This is a genomic window from Microcoleus sp. Z1_B2 (assembly GCF_036700325.1).
Lineage (GTDB): Bacteria > Cyanobacteriota > Cyanobacteriia > Cyanobacteriales > Microcoleaceae > Microcoleus.
Map to the genome: position 1 here is coordinate 1 of NZ_JAUBOQ010000020.1, position 25,713 is coordinate 25,713.

Below are 25,713 nucleotides of genomic sequence, written 5' to 3' on the forward strand. Positions count from 1 at the left end.
GATTTTTTGCGTGTATCAAAGTCCGACAGTCCGACAGTCCGACAGTCCGACAGTCCGACAGTCCGACAGTCCGACAGGGGTTGAAACCCCTGTCTCATAGCTAAAGTCGTCTGAAGACGACTGTAGATTAAGCTGCACTTATCGGAACTCCTCGCCCAACTGCTTGGTATTTCAGTCGTCTTTAGACGACTTGTGCTATTAGCCCCGTGGGTTTCAACCCCTGGCGGATTGTGGAATTATCAACGAGCCCTATGCCCTATGCCCTATGCCCTATGCCCCATGCCCTATGCCCTATGCCCTATGCCCCATGCCCTATGCCCTATGCCCTATTCCCCTTCCACCATTTTGCGATACTCCGGGGCCGAGAAAGCGTCGTCTGCTTCGCTGGGATTGTCAACGCGCACTTTCAGCAGCCACCCAGCGCCATAGGGGTCTTCGGCCAAATTTTCGGGAGACTCTATAATCTCATCATTGCGTTCTACGACGATACCGGTAACTGGTGCTTTCAAGTCTTCAACGGCTTTCACTGACTCGACTGTACCGAAAGCTTCGCCCTTTTCCAACCCTGCACCGACTTCGGGCAAATCTAGAAACACGATATCGCCGAGTTGGTCAACTGCAAAGGCACTAATGCCGATGGTGGCAATTTCGCCTTCGAGTCGGATGTATTCGTGGGTGTCTAGGTATTTCAAGTCATCGGGGTATGTTAGTGCCATGTCTTTTCTCGCAATAAAAAAGTATCAAGTAAATCTTAGTGAACTATGGGCATCTATTGATGACTAAGTGGAACAAAAAAAATATTAAACGCTTGCTTTTTGGAGAATTTTCTGTCAAAAGACTGATGCGCTCTATAATTTTTATTTACGCATTTCTATGTTTTTACGGTTTCTTTTTTTCAGAACGGCTAATTTTTCAACCTCCCCCATCTAGTCAGAGTGAGAACAGGGAAGTTATCAAAGTTAGCTCAGCTAATGGCGTGAAAATTTCTGCTGTTCATTTTCCTAACCCGCAAGCTAAATATACCATACTTTACAGTCACGGAAATGCGGAAGACTTGGAGGGGATTTTGTGGGTACTCAGAGAGATTCGAGATAGTGGCTTTGCTGTGTTTGCCTATGATTATCAAGGTTACGGCACGAGTCAGGGAAATCCTTCTGAGTATAATACTTATCGTGATATTGAGGCTGCTTACAATTATTTAACCCAACAGTTGGGAGTACCTGCAAAGCAAGTTATTCTTTACGGGCGTTCTGTGGGGGGTGGGCCGGCAATTGATTTGGCTTCGCGGCAAAAAGTCGGCGGTTTGGTGGTTGAAAGTTCCTTTGTTTCGGCTTTTCGGGTGTTGACGCGGATTCCGCTTTTACCCTTTGACAAGTTTGTGAATATTGATAAGATTGGCAAAGTTCGATCGCCTGTTTTGGTGATTCATGGTAAGGCTGATGAGGTGGTGCATTTTTGGCATGGAGAACAGTTGTTTGCCACCGCCAACGAGCCGAAAGTGAATTTTTGGGTTGATGGGGCCGGTCATAATGATTTGATGGATGTGGCGGGCGATCGCTATGCTGCAACTTTGCGACAATTTGCTAAGCTAGTAGATTAGTCTTCTTGACCAAGATGAGCAACGGGCTAGAAGCCCGTTCCACAAGAACTCAATCAGTCCTCGACGCACTCCTACTAAAGAAACCGGGTTTTTTACCGAATCTGCGGTCTACAACGAACTATTTTCGTAAAAAAACCCGGTTTCTGGGCCCAGGAGGTAAGTCCTGAATTAAGGCTTACCTACTTAATCTAACTGGGGCGGTTTTGCGATTTATAAAAGGGTTTTTTCACCACACTAGCCGGATAGTTTTTCCCGCGAATTTCGACTTCTAATTGCTGACCGATTTTAGCTAATTTTGCGGGAACAAATGCGAGGGCTACTGGCCGATTCAATGTAGGCGATAATGTACCGCTAGTAACTTCTCCTACTGTTTCGCCTTCAAATATTACCGGATAGCCGTGGCGCGCAATGTGCCGCCCCTGCATTTCTAACCCTACCAACCGCTTTGATACTCCACTCGCTTTCTGCTGTTCCAAAACTTCCCGCCCAATAAAATCGCCTTTGGTGTCGAGGTGAACTACCCAACCCAATCCAGCCTCTAAAGGTGTGATATTGTCGTCGATATCTTGACCGTAAAGAGCCATTGCTGCTTCTAAACGCAAGGTATCTCTCGCACCCAATCCGCAAGGAACAACGCCAGCAGCTAACAATTTTTGCCACAGTTCTTTTCCAACTTCGGCATCCACCATAATTTCAAACCCATCTTCGCCGGTGTAACCAGTTCTGGCGATAAAACTCGGCTGTCCCAACAGATTTGTTTCTAAGTGACCGAATGCCTTAATTGGTGCGAGATTGCCTTCTACAAAAGACTGGAGATAGTTAACAGCTTCTGGCCCTTGAATTGCTATTAAAACTTTATCTTCGGAGATGTCTGTAAAAGTGAGATCGCTCAATTCTAAGTGAGTGGTAATCCATGCTTTGTCTGCGATGCGAGTGGCGGCGTTGACAATGATTACTGCACGTTCTTCGCTAGTGATAGGGTCTGGTTCTTGGCAGTAGAAAATAATGTCGTCTAAGATGCAGCCTTTGGCATTTAGCAAGACTGTATATTGAGCTTGACCGGGTTGCAAGCGGCTCAAGTCTGAGGGTACTAAGGGTTGAAATTTTTCTCTTACTTGTTTCCCTCTCAAACCAAATTTTCCCATGTGGGAAATGTCGAACATTCCTGCTTGCTGGCGTACTGCTTGGTGTTCGCTGCTGATGCCTGCGTACTGTACTGCCATCTCCCACCCGGAAAAGGGCACCATTCGGGCTTTGAGTTCTAATGATAGGTCGTACAGAGGCGTGCGGGCAAGTTGGCTCGGACTCTCTGGATTGTTGGGTTCAGTTGACTTTGCCACTGGTAGCGCTTTGGTTGCGGGTAGACTGTTTTGATTTTACGGGAAAATTGGTTGTCGCGGTGTGTAGGGCGATCGAATTTAAGGACACCGCAATGCTGTTTAGGTACAAGTTGCGATCGAATTTAAGCACGCGCTGGTACTGTTTAGGTACAAATTAGGATACGGCAGTGCTGTATCCCTACTCTAATGTTTATGGAGAATAGCGGGCTCGAACCGCTGACCCCTACAATGCCATTGTAGTGCTCTACCAACTGAGCTAATTCCCCTTTCTTTTCGCGCTCTCAATCATGCCTTAACTGACCAATATTTGTCAAGCTTTTTGGGGAAATTAGTTTTGAGCCTTCGGCTGGCAAGGCTTTCGGCTTTTTTTCCACCAAACTCTCCTCGCTTCTGGACAATGGTCAATCGCCTACTATCATTTAGTAAGTGTGTTGGGATATTTCGCTCAAATGGCTCAAACAAGACCCCATGAGGAAGTAGACGACTAGCAGGGCGGCGGCTGATACCGCAACTAGGGTGCCGGCTAGCATTAGTGAAAATTCCCGTTGCGCGATCGCCTCTTGCATTAAGTGCAAAGACCAGGCAACGAGGGCAACGTCAATTATTAAAATAGGAACCAGCATAAGTTACGATTTGTAACAGCTTACCTATTGTAACAAAACTTTTCACTTCGTGCAGATCGGCTCACCTGTATTTAACTTTTGCTGTAAAACCCGGAGGGAGCAGCGGAAAGCTAGTGAGAAAAAATGATAGCTTTTCTTAATAATTACAATATGCAAAGTAAATGAGAGCTAGCTCAGCTTTAGATGTGGCGCTTTTGACTCTTGAGCGAACGCTCACGCTTTTTTGAGGGGGTAGGGTGCGTTAGCGAAGCCCGCCCCTACGGGGGCTACGCCAACGAAGAGGATCGACCTTGGACTATAACTGATTTGATAGCAGTGCGATCGCACCCTGACCCGATTCAAATTTGGTAAAATAGGTGTACTTTTAATTAAAACAAAATGCACGGCTGTTGAGGATATAAACTATGTTAACCCAAACTCAAAAACTCTACTCGCCAGAGGAATATTTGGCACTAGAGGAAGTGGCCGAGTCTAAAAGTGAATATATTGATGGCGAGATAGTTCCTATGACTGGTGGTACTCCAAATCATAATGATATTGCGGGCAATTTTTATGCACATTTAAAATTTGCGCTCCGGGGGCAAAACTATAAGGCTTTTATCGGTGACTTACGGTTGTCGATACCGCGCTATCATCTCTATACTTATCCAGATGTGATGGTGGTTCAAGGCGAACCAGTGCTTTTAGACGATCGCACAGATACAATAATTAATCCTTTGATGATTGTTGAAGTTTTGTCAAAAAGTACGAAAAATTACGATCAAGGGGATAAGTTTGATTATTATCGATCGATTCCTGAGTTTCGAGAATATATTTTAATCGATCAGTATAAATTTTATGTCGAACAGTTTGTCAAGACTTCGGAAAATAAGTGGCTTTTAAGTGAATACGAATCGGCAGATGCAGTGCTGGCTTTGTCTTCGCTGCCGTTTCAAATTCAATTGGGCGACATTTATGAAGGGATTAGATTTGAAACGACTCCCGCTAGTTAGGATTTCACAACCGCTTTTTTGCTGTAAAATTAACTCGATCGCCTTTTCAACTTTATGACAAATCGCTCTACTCGCGCCCTTTTTCACAGCAAAACACTGAACACTGCTTTGCGTGCTTTTAGCTTTCCGCAAGATATGGAAGTGCGCCGCCAAAAATTGGGAACGTGGATTGCTGCACTTAAAATGGGTACGTTAGACGAAGTTAAAGAAGTTTCGCTGCACGGCAGTTTTATTAATGATATTTTTCAGGATATTTTGGGATATTGCTCGGTAATTCAAGGTGCGGGTAAAGCTTGGGAAATTAACGCGGAACAAACGATATCTGATGGTGGCGGTTCTGCTGACGGGGCGATCGGCTTTTTTACTGCTGCTGGCAATCCTAAAGGCAAAGTTAAATTACAAGGAAAAGTTATTGCTCCCATTGAACTAAAAGGAGCAAAAAATGATTTAGACCGTACTGCATCCGGTCGAGCCGAGTCAGCAGTTGACCAAGGTTGGCGCTACGCTAATTATACACCGGATTGTCGCTGGATTATTGTCTCGAATTATCGAGAGTTGCGACTTTATCATACCAATAAAACTCCCGCTTATTACGAACAATTTTTTCTGGCTGACTTGGCGGATATTGAAGCTTTTAAGCGGTTTTACTTTCTGCTGTGTCGCCGCAATTTTTTGCCTAAAAACCAAGAGCAAACAGGTTCTGTTATTGACAGACTGTTAAAAGACTCTGACGAAGCTCAAGAAGAAATCACCAATAAATTATATCAAGAGTACAAAGCAATTCGACTCGCTCTCGTCAAACATTTTCGCTTTTCTGGGCCGCAGGATATCCCCAACCGCGATCGCGTACTCATCGAAAAAGCTCAAAAAACTTTAGACCGTGTTTTATTCATTGCTTTTTGTGAAGATAAAGGATTGCTGCCGCGAAACACCCTCAGCAACGCTCACGACCACAAAGACCAATACAATCCTAGATTAATTTGGGAAAATTATCAATCTGTATTTCGCTGGGTTGATGTGGGAAATGATGACCCTCCTGTACCGGGATACAACGGCGGTTTATTTAAATTCGATCCGGTTTTAGACGTACAATTGACTGTGCCAAATCCTTTATGCAGTCTGCTTAAGAATTTGACGCGATTTGATTTTGATACTGAAGTTTCCGTCGATATTTTGGGGCATATTTTCGAGCAGTCTGTTACAGATTTGGAAGAATTAAATGCTGAAACTACCGGACAGGAATACAATCAGAAAAAGGGCAAGCGGAAAACTCAAGGTGTGTTTTACACGCCAGCTTTTATTACTCAGTATATTGTCGAGGTTTCTCTCGGCGGCTATTTGCAGCGTCGAGAGCAAGAATTGCGCGATTTATTCCTAGGCGAAGTTGCTGAAAAGTCGGTTCAGCCACCCAAGAAAACTGCAATTAAGTTTTGGAAAGCGTATCGAGACGAAGTGCTGCAAAAAACACGCGTCATCGATCCGGCGTGCGGTTCGGGTGCTTTTTTGATTGCGGCTTTTGATTATTTGATGCAGCAGTACGAAAGAGTCGATCGCGAATTGAATGCTTTGGGGTATAAGCCAAAAAACGGCAACTCGCTGGAATTTGACAGAAGCATTTTAAGCAACAACCTGTACGGCGTAGATTTGCTGCCGGAATCGGCGGAAATTACCAAACTTTCCCTGTGGTTGAAGACGGCCCAAGCTGGTAAAACGCTGACTTATTTGGATGATAATATTAAAGCGGGAAACTCGATCGTCGCTGACAGTAATGTAGCAGATACAGCGTTTGATTGGCAAGCTGAATTTCCCCAGATTTTTGCTGATGGCGGTTTTGATGTTGTCCTTGGCAATCCGCCTTATGTGCGGCAGGAGTTGCTATCTCCAATTAAACCATACTTGCAAGCAAATTATGAATCCTATAACGGCGTAGCAGACCTTTATACTTACTTTTATGAACTCGGATTAAAGATTCTCAAACCGGGGGGAGTGCTTTCGTATATTGTCACAAATAAATGGCTGAGGTCTGGATACGGCGAACCTCTACGCAAGTTCTTTGCCAGTCAAGGTTTACTAGAGCAAATTATTGATTTCGGACACGCGCCAATTTTTGAGGAGGCTGATACTTTTCCCTGTATTGTCGCAGTCAGAAAACCTAACGCTTCTCTATGTATCTCTGAAACTGAAAGCGAGATTGAGCCAGGTAAATCTGAACCTAATTCGCCTGTGATTGTTTGTCCGGTTCCGCGCGAAGATATTGCTAATATCAACCTTACACAATACGTTCAACAACACGGTTATCAAATTTCGCGAAATCGTTTCACTGCGAATGCTTGGAGTCTGGAACCTCCGGCTGTTGATGAGTTGATGCAGAAAATTCAACGAGTGGGTTTTCCGCTAAAAGATTTTGCAGGGGTTAAGCCTTTATATGGCATAAAAACAGGATTTAACGAAGCTTTTTTGATTGATGAAGCTACTAAAAATAGTCTGGTTCAAGCAGACCCTAAATCCGCTGAAATCATCAAGCCTTATTTACGAGGTCAAGATATTAAACGCTGGAGTCCAGAGTGGGCAAATCTTTGGATTATTTTGCTGAAGTCTAGCAGCGATAGTGTATGGCCGTGGAGTAAAGCAAACGATCAAGCAGAGGAAATATTTGCACAAACATTTCCATCGGTATATAAGTATATGAAGCCGATGCAAGAAAAACTGTCTAAGCGTTCCGATCAAGGGCGTTACTGGTGGGAACTGCGATCGTGTGCCTACTATAACATTTTTCAAGAACCAAAAATTATCACTCAAGATTTGGCTACTTATTCTTGGTTTTGCATCCTCGATCAAGAGGTATACCCAGTGAATACTTGCTATCTATGGCCAACAGGAAATCTTTATATGCTTGGGTGGCTGTGTTCGCCAATAACTTGGTGGATTTGTCACCACATTTTGCAAAAAGGAATCAATGACACACTCCGAATGTTTAGAGAACAGGTAGAAACTTTACCCATCGCACCACCAACTGACTCAATTCGTGCCGAAGTCGAATTAATTGTCAGCCGTTTAATTGAAATCGCCAAAACTAATCAACAAACTCACCGAGATGTCTTGCAATGGCTGGAAATCACTTATTTAATTGATAAACTCGGACAAAAACTCGAAGATTTTTCTGCCCTTTCCTTTGCTGAATTCGTAGCAGAAATCAGAAAGCGAATGCCGAAAACTAAATCCTCCGATCCTCTCGGTGTTGCTGGACTAAAAGCAGTCCGCGAAACTTATAATGAATATGCACCGGCCATTCAATCTCGCAAAGCTGAGGCGTTGAGACTCGAACACCGTTTATCCGACTTAGTTAATCAAGCTTATGGATTGACACCGGAAGAGATAGATTTGATGTGGAAAACAGCGCCGCCGCGAATGCCGATCGCCCGACAGATTTGATAGAATGTTATATTTTAGATTGTCAACCTTTGAGAAAGTCTAGAACAGTTTTGGATTGATTGCATTTATAATAAAACAACGATTAAAAGAGGAAAGCAAATGGTGACGAACCTAAATGTGGATACGGCACTGCTGCAAGAGGCGATCGAACTGGAGCGAGAAATTGCGATCGAAACCTTAGTTGAAATCGCCTTGCGCGAATACATTCAACGCCGCAAACAGCCACAGAATCTCGAACTGAGCTTTGGAGAATCTCTCAGTGCATTTCGTGAAAAATATCAACTGCACGAACTGGGTTTAAATCCTGATGAAATTTGGGGAGAGGTTCGCGATCGAACTTTTGTAGGCCGCGAGGTCATCTTTGAATGACGCTGCGTTATTTACTCGATACCAATATTATCTCCGAACCTCTTCGTCCTCTTCCAAATGCCAATGTGATGACTCAACTAATTGAGGCAAAATCCACTGTTGCGATCGCCTCGATCGTTTGGCAAGAAGTTCTGCTAGGCTGCTATCGAATGCCAGACTCTAAGCGCCGCCGCGCGATCGAAGCCTATCTTCAGGAAGAAGTGAAAGTAAAATTACCAATTTTACCTTATACCCAAGAAGCGGCTGAGTGGTTCGCTAAAGAACGAGCCAGACTTATTCCGATCGGTCTTACACCGTCTTATGCTGATGGGCAAATTGCAGCGATCGCGAAAGTCAATAATCTGATTCTGGTGACACGAAATGTTGCTGATTATGCAAACTTTCAAGATTTGGCCATCGAAAACTGGTTTTCTTAAACTTCCTTCCTGCTTATTAAGCATCCATTGTGGTATAAATCTATCCCAGAAACGGGGTGAAGCATTTGGGCATAAAATCAAAGGAATGATTAAACCGCAGAGAGCGCAGAGGACGCTGAGGAAGAGAAGAGAGAGATGAAAAATTTCGATACCAAGGGATTGGATATGAAGATTAAAAAAGGGGCAACTCGCGTCGCCCCTCCTCTATTTAATCAATTGGAAAATTACACTTCCACAGCAATCTTTTGTTCCGAAGCCTCCGGCGAATTCGCTTCACTTGGCGGCACAACTTGCCAGAACTTAGGCAAATATTCCGACCAATTTGCTAAAATCTTCTCAGCTTTCTTGCTGCCGGTTCGATCGCGCTGAGCCTCAATCAACTCCTTCAATTGCGCCTCCCCAGCCGCCGTACAAACGCGCTGCATCTTCACAATCTCCCCGTTGACGTGAGCCGGGAAAGTCCCATCTTCATCGAGGAAATAAGCCAAGCCGCCCGTCATTCCAGCGCCGACGTTGCGGCCGACTTTTCCTAACACGACGATCGCGCCGCCCGTCATGTACTCGCAGCAGTGATCGCCCGCACCTTCAATGACTGCTTTCGCCATCGAGTTACGCACCGCAAACCTTTCGCCAGCTTTGCCCGCAGCCAACAGAGTTCCGCCCGTCGCACCGTACAAACAAGTGTTACCGACGATCGCATTTTCGGAAGCATCATAAGTCGCACCAGCCGGCGGTGCGATCGCGATTTCGCCGCCGTGCATCCCTTTACCAACGTAGTCGTTGGCTTGGCCTGACAGTACCAGCGTCATCCCTGGCAAATTGAACGCGCCGAAGCTTTGGCCCGCGCTACCAGTGAAGTTGAGGGTGATTTGACCGCTAAAGCCGGTGTTGCCGTGTTGCTGTGCGATCGCACCACTGATTCTTGCGCCTACAGTGCGATCGGTATTCACCAAGTTGACACTCTTGCTAACAGTGCCGTGATTGGCGATCGCACTTTGAATCTCAGCATCCGCCAGCAAATCATCGTCTAACACAGGCCCGTTGGTGTGTACGTCGCCGTGGATCAAGAAAGATCGATCGCTCTTAGTATCCGGTAACTTAGTCAAACAATCCAAATTAATCGCTTGGGTTTTAGTTAGTTGCACCCCCTCGCGCATTTTCAGCAAATCCGCGCGGCCGATGATATCTGCGATCGACTTATAACCCAATTTCGCCAGCAAACTCCGCACTTCTTGTGCTACGAAATAGAAGAAATTAACAACGTGTTCCGGCGTTCCGGGGAACCGTTTCCGCAAGTGTTCTTGTTGAGTTGTTACCCCCACCGGACAACTATTCATGTGGCAAACGCGAGCCATAATGCAGCCTTCTGCAATCATTGCCACCGTGCCGAAACCGTACTCTTCGCCGCCCATCAAAGCGCCTACAATCACGTCCCAGCCGCTTTTAAAGCCACCGTCAACGCGGAGCAAAACTCGATCGCGCAATTTATTTTCCATTAGCACCCGGTGAACTTCTGTCAATCCGAGTTCCCACGGAGAACCTGCGTGCTTAATCGAACTCAGTGGCGAAGCACCGGTGCCGCCGTCGTGACCGGAAATTTGAATCACATCAGCATTTGCCTTGGCGACACCGGCGGCTACAGTCCCGATGCCAACTTCCGACACCAACTTCACCGAAACTCCTGCTTTCGGATTGATTTGGTGCAAGTCAAAAATCAACTGTGCCAAATCCTCGATCGAATAAATATCGTGGTGAGGAGGAGGCGAAATCAGCGTGACACCCGGTTTCGATCGGCGCAAATAAGCAATGTACTCGCTCACTTTCGCCCCCGGCAATTGACCGCCTTCACCCGGTTTCGCACCTTGTGCGATTTTAATTTCGATTTGTTGGGCGTTCATCAGGTACTCAGGAGTCACCCCGAAACGCCCGGAAGCTACCTGTTTGATGGATGAAGAAGCTGTATCGCCGTTCTGCAAACCTTTTAAGTGAGGTAGCGTTTGTGAGAAACCTGCCTCGCTCACATCGTTTAGCACTTTGTAGCGCACCGGGTCTTCGCCGCCTTCGCCGGAGTTGGATTTGCCGCCGATGCGGTTCATCGCAATCGCGAGAGTTTCGTGGGCTTCCGGGGACAAGGCGCCGAGGGACATACCGCCGGTGGCGAACCGCTTGACAATATCTGCTACAGATTCTACGTCTTCGATGGGAATGGAAGGGCGATCGCTCTGGAAATCCAGCAAATCGCGCAAAGCCGTTACCGGGCGGTTTTCAAGCTGTTGCTTGTAAACCTCGTAGTGATCGTAAGCCGTTTCCGAATTTTTGACACCCATGGGTGTCATTTTTGGTTCGGCCCCGTTGCCATTACTGTTAGTCTGAGCCTTAAAAGTAGTCACAGCCTTGTGCAAAGCCTTCGCCATTTCCGGGCTGTTCATGTGATATTCACCACCCCGGCGGTACTGCACAAAGCCGTAATTTTCCAGCTTTTTGAGGTGCAATTCTGGGAAAGCCTGACTGTGGAAAGACATTACCTCGTTAGCGAGTTCCGCCACACTCAAACCGCCGATGCGGGAAACAGTGCCTTTGAAACCCAAATCTAGCAAATCACCGCCAATGCCGATCGCCTCAAAGATTTGCGCCCCCTGATAGCTAGCCAGCAGTGAAATCCCCATTTTCGACATAATCTTCAGCAAGCCGTTTTCCACCGCTGTGCGGTATCTAGCTTGAGCTTGTGTCACGGTAATATTGGGAACTTTGCCGTGCTGCATCAAATTTTGAGTCTTGGCGTCAGACCACCAGGCGCGCACGCTTTCCAAGGCCAGGTAAGGGCAAACAGCCACCGCCCCGTAACCCATCAAACAAGCGAAGTGGTGAGTGCTCCAACATTGGGCGGTATCGACAACTAGCGAAGTTTGCATCCGCAGCCCGACGCTAATTAAGTGGTGGTGAACCGCGCCAACTGCCAGGAAGGGCGGAATATAAGTACATTCAGCACTCAATCCCACAGAAGATTCGCCTTCTTCCTTCGATGGTCGATCGCTCAAAATCAGAATTCTCGAACCCTCGCGCACCGCTTCAGCCGCCTCTTGACAAAGTTGCTCGACTGCTGTTTTCAAACCAGAAGGCCCGGCAGAAATTTTGTAAAGCGTTGACAATTCGGTTGCGGTGAAAGACTTTTGGTCTTTCAAGAAAGATAGTTCAGCGTCGTTGAGTACGGGGGAATCAATTTTTAGCAGCTTGGCATTTTCCGGGATTGCTTGCAGTAAATTGCCCCGCAGGCCCACATTCATCGTCAGGGACATGACCATCCCCTCGCGCAGGGGGTCGATCGGCGGATTTGTGACTTGAGCGAACCGCTGTTTGAAATAGTTGTACAGCAACTGAGGCTTTTCTGACAATACAGCTAAGGGAGCGTCGTCGCCCATGCAGAAAGTCGGTTCTTTTCCAGAACTCGCCATCTCGACGATTACCATGTCCAAATCTTCGGCTGTGTAGCCAAAAGCAGTTTGGGTTGCTAACAGCGTTTGCGAGTCGAGGGTTGCTGTTTCGGCAAAAGGCTGCGGTTGCAAGATTTCGCGGTTTTGTTTCAGCCATTCGCCGTAGGGGTGCCGCTTAGCAATTCGCTGTTTTAGTTGCCAATTTTTGAGAATTTCCTTAGTTTGCAGGTCAACTGCAATCATTTGTCCGGGCCCCAAACGGCCTTTTTCGACAATATCTGCTTCGGGAATATCGACAACTCCGGCTTCGGAAGCGACAATTACCAAACCGTCTTTAGTAATGCAGTAGCGGGCCGGCCGCAAACCGTTGCGATCGAGCGTAGCACCTACTTGTTTGCCGTCGCTGAACACGAGCAGTGCGGGGCCGTCCCAAGGTTCTTGAATGCCACTGTAATACTCGTAAAAATCGACAATTTCTGGGTAGGGAGCCAAATCCGGCTGATTTTTGTAGGCTTCGGGTACCAGAATTGTCAGGGATTCTAGGGGGGTGCGGCCGGAGTGCACCAACAATTCCATCACGTTGTCCAAGTTGGCCGAATCGCTGCTTTCGGGATTGACAATTGGGTTGAACGTGTCGATATCAGCTTGAGTCCAATTCGGGTGAGATAAATTGGCTTGCCGCGCCTTCATCCAGGTAATATTGCCCAACAGCGTGTTAATTTCGCCGTTGTGTCCCAGCAAGCGCATCGGCTGGGCTAAGTGCCACCGGGGCATGGTGTTGGTGCTGAAGCGCCGGTGATAGACGGCAAAGGAGCTTTTATAAGCGGGATTTTTTAGGTCTGGGTAAAATTCTGCCAGTACGGCCGATCGCACCATGCCTTTATAGACGATCGTGCGACAGGAAAAAGAGCAAGTATAAAAGTCTCGGCGGGTGAAGTTGGGGCGATTTGACAGCGCGTGTCCGATGGTGCGGCGCGCCAAAAATAGATGTTTGTCGAGTTCGTCTCCGGAAGCGTGCGGTGAACTGACAATTACTTGTTCGATTTGAGGTTGATTTTCTAGCGCTTGCTCGCCCAAAACCGATGGTACAATGGGAACTTGGCGCCATCCCAAAAGTTTCAGCCCGCGATCGGTCAGAACTTGCTCAACCACCTGCCGCGCTATAGTCGCTTGAAATTTATCTTGAGACAGAAACAGCATTCCCACGCCACAGTTTTCCCGTGCGGGAGGCACAATTCCCTGTTCGGCGAACCAAGTATCCAGCAATTCCCAAGGAATCGCGGTCATCAAACCCGCACCGTCGCCGGAATCTGAGTCAGCGCTGCAACCGCCGCGATGTTCCAGACAAGTTAAAGCTGGCAGCGCTTTTTCAATAATCGAGTGCGTAGCTTCGCCGCTTTGGTTGGCAATAAACCCCACACCGCAGGCATCTCTTTCTTCCACTAACCAGCTTTGGCCGGCGAATGGAGTTCCTCGCTCTGTTTGATGCACGTTTCTGTTTGGATCGATCGTGTTACCCATGTTGATTGAATGTTATTTCCGTGATTGTGTGGTTGATGTGTTTTTATAGCTCGGAGAGAGAAGGCTGCCGAGCGGTGGGAGCCTAGTAAACTTTAAAACAGCACATTGGAAGCTGATTGGATAAAAATTTACGTCGATGCTGCCTGTACTTAGCACTAAAACCCTGTTGGCAGATTTCAAATTATCTCGCTCGCATCGCCTCGGAGATGTCTCCTAGAATACCTTGCTGTTAAAAAGCTGTGATTCTTTGGGAAATCGCCGCCCTGCAACTATATACATTGCAGGCGATCTAGTTTTTTGTGTGGGTTTTTCCTGAGTTCGGAAGGGTAGCCTTGCGAACACAGGTAGATAGTAACTTTAGCGTAATTTTGCTTGCTGCGCTGTTGAGTTGCTTTCGTCAGCGCCCGCAGACACAAAAGCCACCTGCCCGCTAAGTCGGTAGGTGCAATGTAGCAGCGCGGTTCACAACTGGTGAAACCTGTCTTATTGTGAAGTCAACTCTCAAGCTGCGAACATCAAGTTTATCAAAAAATTGATAAAATTTCACCCATTACAGTCAGAGTTTGCGTGCAAGTCTTGTCAGGGATGTTCAGAACCCTGGCTAAGATGCCTAGCCCAAAAAGGTTGACAGTTTTCCCTAAGCCTATTTTGTTTTTTTTACCCACAAAGTTTTGTCATCTCCAATCCGTTGGCATCGAAATTATTCATGTCTCTCTTCCCTTTCTCTGTATCCTCTGTGTTCTCTGCGGTTTAATCATTCCGATACCACCGGAATGGATATCACTCATCAATGCAGGCTATTTCAAAGATTTCTGACACATTAGGAGCATCTGGTAGAGCCGGCGCCACCTTTTCAACCACGCCCCAAATGGATACTTGCTTGCTGACAGGATTCGGGGAAAGGCCAAAATTTTAGACCACAGTTCAAACTGCCAGATGGATTGAAGTAAACCTCAAACCTCAAACTCAACTCAACTAACGCTCACAAGCTTGTCCTTGGTAATTTTGTTTAGCTCAACCGTGAGCGTTTTTACAGATTTGATTGGCATGGGGAATATTTCATGCCTATCTTTTATAAAATAAAGTTAGTTAGCAGAAATAGTAAGACTGGAAAAATGTGCCGAGGGTTATTACGCTCAATTCTGCATACAGGTAGACCGAAGCCAAGTGATATAAATCATGGTAATCCTATTATATGAGAGATATAATTAAAATAACTTGACACTGATTAAAATGGCAGGGCTGTTGAGAAGTTACGCTTTTTTTGTAAGGAACATCTGAGATTAAATTAACCCCACACACTTGTATCAATGCGTGTTAATGACTCAGCAAATAGACCAAAATCTAAAGTAATTTTAGGTCAACGCTATCTCAAAACAAGTATACAAGCAAAAACAACCAAAATATTAAGTCTGGTTTGAAAAGGGGGGTTTCATAATTTGAGCTACAAAGTAGATTAAACTAAATATAGTTAATCAATAGCACGGCCGATAGAGCGAAAATATTAGATAGTAACTCTAAAAAGCTTCAGGCTTGACAGAAGCAGTAGGAATAGGTAGGTATGGCTAGTATAACAAATATTTTGCGAGGATATCAGATTAACGAGCAAATATACGCAGGCAATCGAACTCTAGTTTATCGTGCCCGTCGGTCTGCTGATCGGCAGCCCGTAGTGATCAAACTGCTGCGAAATGACTTTCCCCGCTTCCACGAACTCGTTCACTTCCGCAATCAGTTTGTCATTACTAAAAACTTAGAGATCCCCGGCACTGTCAAGGCATACAGCCTGGAGACATACCATAACCACTATGCTCTGGTGATGGAAGACTTTGGCGGAATTTCCTTAAATAGCTACCTCGCTAGTCTAGTGTTCGCCAGCAAGGAACCTCTGGAAGGGTTGCCTATTAACGAGTTTCTTCCCATTGCCATTCAAATTGCCAACTCGCTTGACGGACTTTATCGCCACCACGTCATCCATAAAGACCTCAAACCCGCGAACATTCTCATTAACCCTGCCAGCAAACAAGTTAAGCTTATTGACTTCAGCATCGCTTCCCTGTTGCCGCGCCAAACCCAAGAAATTCAAAATCCCAACCTCCTTGAAGGCACTTTACCTTACATATCTCCCGAACAAACTGGGCGAATGAACCGAGGCATTGATTACCGCACAGATTTCTACTCTCTGGGAGTCACATTCTACGAACTGCTGACGAGACAGTTGCCTTTCCAAAGCGAAGATCCGATAGAGTTAGTACACTGTCACCTTGCCAAGCAGCCTATCCCACTCCATCACCTCAACAAAAGCGTTCCATTGGTGCTGTCTGAAATTGTTAGCAAACTGATGGCGAAGAATGCTGAAGATAGGTATCAAAGTGCGATCGGACTCAAGTTTGATTTGGAAACTTGTTTGTACCAGTGGCAAGAAACTGGAGAAATCGCCTCTTTTAAGCTAGGGCAGCGAGATTTGTGCGATCGCTTCATCATTCCCGAAAAATTATATGGTAGAGAGAACGAAGTATTCTCCCTACTAGCAGCCTTCGATCGCGTGAGTGCAGGAAGCGCCGAAATGATGCTGGTGGCTGGCTTCTCAGGTATTGGCAAAACCGCCGTCGTCAACGAAGTTCACAAACCGATTGTCGCAGCGAGAGGCTACTTCATCAAAGGCAAATTCGACCAATTTGGACGCAGCCAACCATTCTCAGCTTTTGTACAAGCTTTTCGCGATTTAATGGGTCAATTGTTGAGTGAAACCGACGCTAAAGTTGAACAGTGGAAGACTCAAATTATGACAGCATTGGGCGAGAATGCTCAGGTAATCGTTGAGGTAATTCCTGAACTAGAACGGATTATCGGAGAGCAACCACCCGCACCAGAGCTTTCGGGCAGTGCTGCCCAAAATCGCTTCAATCGCTTATTAGAGAAGTTCATTCAACTGTTCACAACCAAAGAACATCCCCTCGTCATCTTCTTAGACGACTTGCAATGGGCAGACTCAGCCTCATTAAACTTGATTCAACTTTTGACGAGCGATCGCGATCGGCACTATCTCTTTTTAATAGGAGCATATCGAGATAACGAAGTCAGTCCCGTGCACCCTTTAATGCTGACATTATCCGACATTCAACAAACCGGAGCCACAGTCAACACTATTACTCTCGCGCCACTCGATTGTTTCAATTTAAATTGTTTGATTGCCGATACTTTAGTTTGTTCTAGAGCGTTGGCCATGCCCTTAACAGAACTGGTCGATCAAAAAACCCAAGGCAATCCATTTTTCAGCACACAATTTCTCAAATCTTTGCATGAAGATGGGCTAATTACCTTTAATTTTGACGAGCGGTATTGGCAGTGCGATATCGCCACAGTGCGAACCTTAGCTCTGACAGATGATGTTGTCGAGTTCATGGCGATTCAATTGCAAAAGTTGCCGATCCAGACGCAAGAAGTTTTAAAGTTAGCGGCCTGCATTGGCAACGAATTCGATTTGGCAACGCTGGCGGTAGTGTGTGAAAAATCTTCTTCAGATACGGCAGCCAACTTGTGGCCAGCTTTGCAAGCAGGGTTGATTCTGCCACTAACTGAAGTTTATAAATTTTTCAGTTCAGAGGAGTTTGAATTCACAAATCAGAATTCAGAAGAAGAAAGCAATACTTCTGACTCGTGGTTCCAGAATCCCGACTCCTGTTATTACAAATTTTTGCACGATCGCGTACAGCAAGCAGCTTACGTTTTGATTCCAGAATCCCAGAAACAATCCACTCACCTCAATATTGGTCAACTTTTGTTGATTAATACTCCAACAACAGAAAGAGAAGAGAAAATTTTTAATATAGTCAACCAGTTGAATTATGGTGTTGATTTAATTACCGAACCAACAGAGCGTTACCAACTGGCTGAGTTGAATTTAATCGCTGGACGCAAGGCGAAGAATTCTACTGCTTATGCTGCAGCACGCAAATATTTAAGTTTTGGCAGGCAAATCCTAGCTCCCGATAGCTGGCACACTCACTATGAAACAGCCCTGGAACTGCACGTATTAGCGGCCGAAACCGCATACCTGAGCTATGATTTTCAGGAAATGGAGGAATTAGCAGCTTTAGTCCTGCACAATGCCAAAACGCTGCTGGATAAGGTCAAAGTTTATGAAATCGAGCTTTCTGCTTGTACGGCGCAAGTCAAACCTCAACAAGCCGTTGAAATGGGCTTAGCAGTTCTCAAACTCTTGGGAATTTGCTTCCCAAAAAATCCAACTCCGGCAGATATTCAGCAGGGACTAGGACAAACCGCATCACTTTTTGCTGGCAAAAAAATTGCCGACTTTATTGATTTGCCAGAAATGGAAAATCTCCAAAAACAAGCAGCCTTGCGAATTTTATCAGGTTTAGTTTCTCCAGCCTACATCACGGCTCCACTTCTCCTGCCACTGGTTATTGTCGAAATGGTTAATTTGTCGGTTAGTTATGGCAATGCGCCCTTATCTGCTTTTGCTTACGGCTTGTATGGATTGGTATTAAGCGGTGTAGTTCAAGACATTGAAACAGGGTTTGAATTTGGAAAACTAGCGTTAAATATTGTAGATTTATTTAATGCTAATTATCTCAAAACTAAAGTATATTATACAGTCGGCGTTCACATCATACATGGTAAACATCATGTTAAAGAAACCATCCCTCTTTTAAAAGAGGGTTACGCCAGAGGACTGGAAACAGGAGAGCTAGAATTAGGATATTCTGCCAAAGAAATCTCTCAATATTCATATTTAATCGGTCGGGAAATTGCGGGACTCGAACAGGAGGTGGCGACTTACTGCAATGCGCTGGTTCAATTTAAACAAGAAGCAGCTTTAAATTATACTAAAATCGTTCATCAGGCTTTATTAAATCTGCTGGGGCGATCGGAAAATCCCTGTCAATTTGTGGGAAATGCTTACAATGAAGAAACAATGCTCCCCTTTCACATCCAAGCAAACGATCGCAACGGACTCCACTATTTTTATTTCCATAAATTGCTTGTGTGTTACCTGTTTGGAGAAACCGAGCAAGCTTTAGAAAATGCTCGGCAAGCCGAACAGTATTTAGACGCGGTTATGGGTATGCTTAATGTGCCGATATTCTATTTTTATGACTCTCTAGCACGGCTGGGAGTTTGTAGCGATGTGGGTTCATCCCAAGAGAAACAAGAACATCTGCAAAAAGTGAGAAGCAACCAGGAAATCCTTCATAAATGGGCACATCACGCCCCCATGAATTTTTCGCACAAATGTTACCTAGTGGAAGCCGAACTGTTCCGAGTGCTGGGTGAGAATGTGCAGGCGATGGAGGCATACGATCGCGCCATTTTTCTGGCTAAAGAAAACGATTATCTCAACGAAGAAGCTCTGGCGAATGAATTGGCTGCTAAATTCTACCTGGCATGGGGGAAAGAAAAAGTTGCCCAGGTATATTTAATAGATGCTTACTATGCTTATGCTCGTTGGGGAGCGAAAGCAAAAATCGACGCTCTAGAACAACGCTATCCCGAACTTCTGGCTCCTATATTCAAACAGGAAAACGCTCGTTCATTGGAGAAAGGTACTACCTCCCATGAGACTTCATTGATTTCTATTCATCGCCAAACAATTGCTGGCAGTACGAGTACCACAGTCATAGATTTACCAACTGTTATCAAAGCTTATCAAGCTTTGTCTAGCGAAATTAAGCTGGAACAATTGCTCACTACCCTGATGGAAGTGGCGATTCAGAATGCAGGCGCTCAAACAGGAGTATTAATTTTAAAAGAAGACGACAACTGGACTATCGCCGTCCACTGTAGCGATCGCCAAGGCTGTCTTCTGCAAGAAACTATTGGGATTGAGGAGAGCGAATCTATTCCCCAGACTGTGATTAATTACGTTAAACGTAGCAATAAAACCCTAGTTTTCGATGATGTCAAGACTGAATTGATATTTGCTTCTGATCCCTATATCAAGCAGCACCAACCTAAGAGTATCCTATGTACTCCGATTATCCATCAAGGCAAAATGATGGCAATTCTGTATTTGGAAAATAATCTGACGACGGGGGCATTCACTGGCGATCGCGTCGCCCTCCTCAACATCCTCTGCTCCCAAGCTGCCATCTCGCTGGAAAACGCCCGCTTGTATCAGCAATCTCAACAGCTTTATCAACAATCTCAGGATTATGCCCAAAAACTGGAGCAGTCTATTCAGAATCTCAAACAGATGCAGTTGCAATTGGTACAGGGTGAAAAGATGTCTGCTTTGGGAAATTTAGTCGCAGGGGTAGCCCACGAAATTAACAATCCCGTAGGCTTTATCGCCGGCAACTTGCAACCTGCTCAAGACTACGTGGGGGATTTATTCAATTTGATTGATTTGTATCAAGAAAAATTTCCCAATCCGGGAGGGGAAATTGAAGCCGAAATAGAGGATATGGACTTGGAGTATTTGCGAGAAGATTTGCCAAAATTGATTGGCTCGATGAAGGAGGGAGTCGAGCGCATCCGCAATATCAGTACAAGTTTGAGAACGTTTTCTAGGGCTGATAGCGATCGACCAGTTTCTTTCAATATTCACGATGGACTAGAGAGCACTCTGCTAATTCTCAAGCACCGTTTAAAAGCCAGCGAGTTCCGCCCTGCCATTGAAGTTGTGAGAGAGTATGGTAAATTGCCTCTAGTGAAATGCTTTCCCGGACAGTTAAACCAGGTATTTATGAATATACTGGCTAATGCCATTGATGCTCTGGAGGAGTCAAATAAGGGGCGCAGTTTTAGTGAAATTAAAGCTCTACCTAATCAAATCACGGTTCAAACTGCTCTGAGCGAAGACAACAATCAGGTTTTGATTCGGATTAAGGATAATGGAGTGGGGATGTCGAAGGAAGTCCAAGAAAATATCTTTAACCACTTATTCACAACCAAGCCTGTGGGTCAAGGAACGGGATTAGGATTGTCGATCGCCCATCAAATTGTGGTGGAAAAACATGGAGGTACGTTACTCGTGAATTCTTCTTTGGGGGAGGGTTCGGAGTTTGTGATTTCTATTCCGGTGTGAGCCTTTTGTAGTAAGGCTTGAGGGCAATTAGTGCCGTTGAGTAAGAAGAGACATACGGATTTTCCGGGTTTCTAAATCCCCATGTGTTTAGAAGTGAAATTGTGAGTGGTAAGCTGTGAAACGTAATTTTTTCTATTGGCGTCTAATATTGTTAGTCTCGATTTTACCCGTAATGGCGATCGTCCCGTCTTTAGTCTGGAATCAACCCGCCAGAGCACAAGAGGGGGAAAGGGCTGGGTTGATTCATGCTTCGAGAGCCCGCCAGGGAATGAATTCCCTGGCTGATAGCGAAAGTCGGTTAAAACCGACTGAAATATTGACAGATAGTCCTCTTGAGAGGACTTCAGCTATGAGACAGGGAATTCATTCCCTGTCGGAATATAGGTTTTTGGCTCAATCTCTACCGCCAGATTCCAGAATCAAACAAGGCCGCCAAGTGTCTCTAAACGGCCGCATTCTCCCCCTAAGTTGGACTCAGCAGCCGGCAAACAGCACTTCTGCGAATTTCCGAACTTGGATTGCTGATGTTGGATTGATGCAAGGTGCGGGAGTGGATTTGCTTAGCAGCGCCGACAGTACCAAACAACCTGTGCAGTGGTTTTCGGTATCTTTAACGGGGGTTCAAAGCTTAGCAACCTGGGCAACAGGCCCGTATCGTTACTTAGATGTTACCGATTTTGCTAGACTTGCGGGCTGGGAGATATCTGCTGATGGGAATATTCTAAAAATTACTTCTCAAACTGCAAGTGTTACCGGAATTCGGCAAGCAGAAATAGAATCGGGCGATCGCATTGTAGTAGATATCGATCGACCCGCCCCTTGGCAAGTCAACTTTGTCAATAAACCAATCCCGTCGCCGACACCCACACCCAACCCCCCGGACGACCCCACAAAGCCCGCTATCCCACTGCCAAACCTCCGCGCAGCGCCAAACCTCGAAACACCAGACGACCCGACCAAACCCGCTCTCCCGCTGCCAATAACGCCCGCAGCGCCGATCGCCGGTCAAGAATGGTCGATCGCGATCGATGCCAAAGTCGATCCGGCGTTACTTCAGGAAACTTTTCAAACCAGCCAACAATTGCTATCACTAAAAGTCGAACCTGACGGAGATCGAACCAAAGTCAAAGTGAAGATTCCTTTAGGTTGGCGGCCGCAAGTTTTGGGCCTGGGAAATCCCAATCGATTAGTTATCGACATTCGGCCAGATTCGCTAGTAGAAAAAAACATCGTTTGGGCGCCCGGTGTGCAGTGGCGGCAGCAGTATCAAAATTTAGGAACCGATCGTTTTCCGGTAGTTTGGTTAGAAGTTAATCCGCGTCAAGCGGGTGTGAAAATTCGACCAATTCTCAGCAATCCGCCGACAGATCAAGGCACTGCACCTTTATTGCAAACAGCAGAAGTGTCGGGTGCTGCTGCGGCGATTAATGCAGGGTTTTTCAATCGAATTAATCGCTTAGCTTTAGGCGCAATTCGGCGCGACAATAAATGGCTTTCCGGGCCGATATTGAACCGGGGGGCGATCGCGTGGAACGATCGGGGAGAATTTGCGATCGATCGTTTAACTTTGCAAGAAACTGTGATGACTCCGGCCAATCAACTTTTGCCTGTTTCTCATCTCAATAGTGCCTACGTACAACCGGGAATCGGTCGCTACAATTCTGATTGGGGAACAACTTATACTCCGTTGTCTGGCAATGAAATAGTTGTGACAGTTGCTGGCGATAGAGTTGTCAGCCAATCCCCCGGAGGTGCGCCGGGAACAACAACTTTTCCCATTCCAGCTAACGGTTATATTTTGGCTTTGCGTGCCGATTTGTTCCCGGCATCTGAACTTTCTATCGGCACTTTATTGCGTTTGGAAACTAACACTTTTCCTGCTGATTTCAACCGTTTTCCTTACATTATCGGCGGCGGCCCGGTGTTGGTACAAAACAGTCAAGTTGTGCTGGATGCTAAGGCGGAAGGGTTTAGCGATGCGTTTGTTAGACAGACAGCAATTAGAAGTGCGATCGGGCGAAATGCTGCGGGGAATTTGCTGATTGTAGCGGTGCACAATCGCGCGGGCGGGGCGGGGCCAAATTTCGCAGAACTGGCGCAGATTTTGCAGCAAATGGGTGCTGTGGATGCTTTAAATTTGGATGGGGGAAGTTCGACGGGTTTGTATTTGGGAGGTAGTTTGCTCGATCGACCTCCGTCAACTGCTGCGAGAGTTCATAATGCGATCGGTATTTTCATTCAACCATAAGTAGTTAAAGATTTTTGAGGCACATAGTTGCCAAGAGAGCGCTCTTTCATAGATATTAAGAGCGCTTAAACGCAACTACATACCTTTTTTGTGCCAGTTGCGCTCAGGACTAAAATATTAAGCAGCGGCCGTAGCATTTGCTTCCAGAGGCTCGATTTCCTCCGGCGTAGCGTGACGGCGCGGATCATTAAAGCTGCGTGCCGCTAGCCAGTTAGAATTTTGCGCCGCCTCGCAACCAATCACGTAAAGCGAAGATTGGTTAAAAGCAGCCCAGAGAGCATCACAAGCCTGTTTATCCATCAGTGAATCGGCGATCGGGCGATCGTGAATCAGAGCAAATAAATCAAACTCATTTCGTTTTGGATTCCACTGATATTGCAAAATAGGAGCATAACCCATTTCGATCAATTGTGCGATCGCGCGATCGGGCGTATATCCGTCTAAATGCACCCGATTGAGATAGATAGACACTTGCACATACTCATCTCTGGCAGGTAGCAGTCGGTAATTCGAGTTAGTCATCATTATTTGTCTCCGTGCAGTAGTAATAAGAACGGCCTGCAATATCGGGGCGTTTTTCAGCCTTCATTTTATGCTGAGCACATCGTCGCTTAGCATAAAGGTCTTTTTCAATTTCAGTCTCGCCGGGGGCATAAAAAGGACGGTGAGGAAGCAGTTCCGCTTCTAAATCCTCCCAAGATTTCTCTGGGTTGTCTGAATCTCTCAGCATTTGTCCCTCGCGGTTGGTTCGAGGATGCCATTTATTCGATATAGTCGATCGGTCATTCGATTTTAGATTTTAGATTTTGGATTTTGGATTGACTTGCGCGAGATAAATTCGGGGGACGCAAGGATTTGAGATTTGAGATGCTTTCGATTGATTTGCGCGAGATAAATCACGTGGCGGCTACCACATGAAGAAATTCGCTTGTCATCAGTGTGTTTCCTCAGTTTTGGCGATCGTCTTGACGCGCTGGGGCTTTGGCTCTAAAACGGGTTCGTTTTCCTGTAACCAAGTTTCGATATACTCCAACAGAACCTCATTCATGCTGAGGCTACGCATGGCGCAAGATGCTTTGAACTTGGCTCTTGTCTCTTCAGGTAGATAGATTTTTACGGACACAGTTTTACTTGTAGTCAAAGTTTCCATATCGCTATATCGATTTGTCTATGTGTCTAGCCTGACACACAGGCGCGCGATCGGATAGGGTCGCTTGTCGATATAAGGACTTGTCGCCTTGTCCCTATATCGATATAATAACAGACATAGCCAAAAAACGACAACCGCGCCGAGTTAAACGCCATTGCCGTTTCCATACATTTTGCAAACAATGCTTGACATCCCAGTCTCCCTGTGCTAGCTTGTCGAATAGTATTGTGTTTAATCCACAAATCGCAGCACTTCAGCTATGTTCACAGCCAACAGCTATTTTTATTTTTGGTACAGCCAAGTTCGCCCGGAGTGAATTTGCAATTCACTGTGAACATCCGGGCGAACCGCAGATTAACACCTGCGGTTTTGTTTTTTCTACTTCTTTCCCCAACAACCAATCGAGTACAAGCGAAAACAGCAATGACATTATTCAGTAACTGGTACTACAGCTTTTATTTTTGGCCCAACAAGAGTTCTGGGTAAATTGTCGCGCTGTCTTTTCGCACGAACCCGGAACTCCTAAAAGTTCCGGGTTTTTTGTTGTCAACCACCCACTTAATTTTGCTGGAAAATATCCTCATGTTAGAAGCCAAACTCGTAACCAAATCTCATCCCGAACACCAAACAATTGTCAAACTTTCAGAAACAGTCTCAGTCGGCGGCACAGAATTATTAATCATCGGTGGCCCCTGTACCGTAGAAAGTTCCGCACAAATGGAAACAGTTGCCCGCCAACTATCCGCCGCCTCCGTGCAAGCTTTGCGAGGCGGAGTCTACAAACCCCGCACTTCTCCCTATTCTTTCCAAGGGATGGGAATTGAGGGACTGGAAATTTTAGCCGATGTCAGCCGGCGTTACGGTTTGCCCGTGGTGACAGAGGTAATGTCGAGCGCCCAAATTGAGCCAGTTGTCACCTATGCTGATATGCTGCAATTAGGCAGTCGGAATATGCAAAACTTCGAGTTACTAAAGGCGATCGGTCAAGCCGGAAAACCAGTTTTGTTAAAACGCGGCTTGTCAGCCACAATCGAAGAATTTGTGATGGCCGCCGAATACATTGTCAGTCACGGAAATCCTCATGTAGTTCTCTGCGAAAGAGGCATCCGCAGCTTCGACAATTACACCCGGAATGTATTAGATTTAGGTGCAGTCGTAGCCCTCAAACAGTTAACTCATTTGCCAGTAATTGTAGACCCTTCTCACGCCGTCGGCAAGCGAGAATTAGTCGCACCACTCGCCAAAGCAGCGGTTGCTTGCGGTGCAGACGGATTAATTATTGAATGTCACCCGCAACCAGAAAAATCGGTTTCTGACGCGCGGCAAGCTCTTTCTTTACCAGATATGGTAGATTTAGTTGCGAGTTTACGGCCTGTAGCCGCCGCCGTTGGCCGGTGCATACCAGATATTAAGTCATTAGTCATCAGTCATTAGTCATTAGTTATTAGTTATTAGTCATCAGTCATTAGTCATCAGTCATCAGTCATATTATGTCCGGTCGATTACCCCTAATACGGTAGGGGCGGGTTCACCCACA

The 25,713-nt window shown here is 46.0% G+C and carries 17 protein-coding genes and 1 tRNA gene; 10 read left to right on the plus strand and 8 right to left on the minus strand.

Annotated elements, in window-relative coordinates:
• Positions 1 to 326 precede the first annotated feature (326 nt).
• Positions 327 to 716, minus strand: coding sequence for a glycine cleavage system protein GcvH (gene gcvH / locus QT984_RS13615; protein ID WP_333338961.1), 390 nt, complete (start codon positions 714 to 716; stop codon positions 327 to 329).
• 59 nt (positions 717 to 775) lie between these two features.
• Between gcvH and QT984_RS13620 the strand changes: the two genes are divergently transcribed.
• Positions 776 to 1,600 (plus strand): alpha/beta hydrolase, encoded by an 825-nt coding sequence (locus QT984_RS13620; RefSeq protein ID WP_333374183.1) that lies wholly within the window; start codon positions 776 to 778, stop codon positions 1,598 to 1,600.
• Between the two features lie 188 nt (positions 1,601 to 1,788).
• Here QT984_RS13620 and gcvT read toward each other — a convergent pair whose 3' ends face one another.
• The 3 genes from gcvT to QT984_RS13635 form a co-directional block, all read right to left on the minus strand.
• On the minus strand, positions 1,789 to 2,940 hold the full coding sequence (gene gcvT / locus QT984_RS13625) for a glycine cleavage system aminomethyltransferase GcvT (RefSeq protein WP_333233811.1): 1,152 nt from the start codon (positions 2,938 to 2,940) through the stop codon (positions 1,789 to 1,791).
• 193 nt (positions 2,941 to 3,133) lie between these two features.
• A tRNA-Ala gene (locus QT984_RS13630) sits at positions 3,134 to 3,206 on the minus strand.
• A 153-nt stretch (positions 3,207 to 3,359) separates the two neighbouring features.
• On the minus strand, positions 3,360 to 3,563 hold the full coding sequence (locus QT984_RS13635) for a hypothetical protein (RefSeq protein WP_333058474.1): 204 nt from the start codon (positions 3,561 to 3,563) through the stop codon (positions 3,360 to 3,362).
• A 201-nt stretch (positions 3,564 to 3,764) separates the two neighbouring features.
• Here QT984_RS13635 and QT984_RS13640 point away from each other — a divergent pair, with 201 nt between their 5' ends.
• From QT984_RS13640 to QT984_RS13660, 5 genes are all read left to right on the plus strand, one after another.
• Positions 3,765 to 3,914, plus strand: coding sequence for a hypothetical protein (locus QT984_RS13640; RefSeq protein WP_333212026.1), 150 nt, complete (start codon positions 3,765 to 3,767; stop codon positions 3,912 to 3,914).
• A gap of 53 nt (positions 3,915 to 3,967) precedes the next feature.
• Positions 3,968 to 4,555 (plus strand): Uma2 family endonuclease, encoded by a 588-nt coding sequence (locus QT984_RS13645; RefSeq protein WP_333273529.1) that lies wholly within the window; start codon positions 3,968 to 3,970, stop codon positions 4,553 to 4,555.
• Positions 4,556 to 4,609: 54 nt separating this feature from the next.
• Complete coding sequence (locus QT984_RS13650; RefSeq protein ID WP_333374186.1) at positions 4,610 to 7,987, plus strand: Eco57I restriction-modification methylase domain-containing protein; 3,378 nt, start codon at positions 4,610 to 4,612, stop codon at positions 7,985 to 7,987.
• A gap of 99 nt (positions 7,988 to 8,086) precedes the next feature.
• Positions 8,087 to 8,356: a type II toxin-antitoxin system VapB family antitoxin gene (locus QT984_RS13655; protein ID WP_333058477.1), complete on the plus strand. Its 270-nt coding sequence runs from the start codon at positions 8,087 to 8,089 to the stop codon at positions 8,354 to 8,356.
• Positions 8,353 to 8,772, plus strand: a complete 420-nt coding sequence (locus tag QT984_RS13660; RefSeq protein ID WP_333058478.1) for a type II toxin-antitoxin system VapC family toxin — start codon at positions 8,353 to 8,355, stop codon at positions 8,770 to 8,772. The genes QT984_RS13655 and QT984_RS13660 overlap by 4 nt, the downstream gene beginning before the upstream one ends.
• A gap of 224 nt (positions 8,773 to 8,996) precedes the next feature.
• Here QT984_RS13660 and QT984_RS13665 read toward each other — a convergent pair whose 3' ends face one another.
• Positions 8,997 to 13,724, minus strand: coding sequence for a glutamate synthase-related protein (locus QT984_RS13665; protein ID WP_333374188.1), 4,728 nt, complete (start codon positions 13,722 to 13,724; stop codon positions 8,997 to 8,999).
• 1,561 nt (positions 13,725 to 15,285) lie between these two features.
• Between QT984_RS13665 and QT984_RS13670 the strand changes: the two genes are divergently transcribed.
• Both QT984_RS13670 and QT984_RS13675 read left to right on the plus strand, forming a co-directional pair.
• Positions 15,286 to 20,778 (plus strand): AAA family ATPase, encoded by a 5,493-nt coding sequence (locus QT984_RS13670; RefSeq protein WP_333374190.1) that lies wholly within the window; start codon positions 15,286 to 15,288, stop codon positions 20,776 to 20,778.
• A 115-nt stretch (positions 20,779 to 20,893) separates the two neighbouring features.
• Positions 20,894 to 23,026 (plus strand): phosphodiester glycosidase family protein, encoded by a 2,133-nt coding sequence (locus QT984_RS13675; RefSeq protein WP_333338972.1) that lies wholly within the window; start codon positions 20,894 to 20,896, stop codon positions 23,024 to 23,026.
• 117 nt (positions 23,027 to 23,143) lie between these two features.
• Here the strand turns inward: QT984_RS13675 and QT984_RS13680 are convergent, their stop codons facing one another.
• The 3 genes from QT984_RS13680 to QT984_RS13690 all read right to left on the minus strand — a co-directional run bounded on the left by QT984_RS13680 (position 23,144) and on the right by QT984_RS13690 (position 24,176).
• Complete coding sequence (locus tag QT984_RS13680; protein ID WP_333055959.1) at positions 23,144 to 23,551, minus strand: hypothetical protein; 408 nt, start codon at positions 23,549 to 23,551, stop codon at positions 23,144 to 23,146.
• Positions 23,541 to 23,756: a hypothetical protein gene (locus QT984_RS13685; protein ID WP_190739384.1), complete on the minus strand. Its 216-nt coding sequence runs from the start codon at positions 23,754 to 23,756 to the stop codon at positions 23,541 to 23,543. Before QT984_RS13685 ends, QT984_RS13680 begins: the two co-directional genes overlap by 11 nt.
• Positions 23,757 to 23,960: 204 nt before the next feature.
• Positions 23,961 to 24,176, minus strand: a complete 216-nt coding sequence (locus tag QT984_RS13690; RefSeq protein ID WP_333055961.1) for a plasmid partition protein ParG — start codon at positions 24,174 to 24,176, stop codon at positions 23,961 to 23,963.
• Between the two features lie 227 nt (positions 24,177 to 24,403).
• Between QT984_RS13690 and QT984_RS13695 the strand changes: the two genes are divergently transcribed.
• A complete protein-coding gene (locus QT984_RS13695; protein ID WP_333055962.1) occupies positions 24,404 to 24,616 on the plus strand; it encodes a hypothetical protein in 213 nt (70 codons plus the stop codon).
• 142 nt (positions 24,617 to 24,758) lie between these two features.
• Positions 24,759 to 25,610 carry a 3-deoxy-7-phosphoheptulonate synthase gene (aroF, locus tag QT984_RS13700; protein WP_333212182.1) on the plus strand — a complete coding sequence of 284 codons (852 nt, stop codon included), beginning with the start codon at positions 24,759 to 24,761 and terminating at the stop codon, positions 25,608 to 25,610.
• Positions 25,611 to 25,713 lie beyond the last annotated feature (103 nt).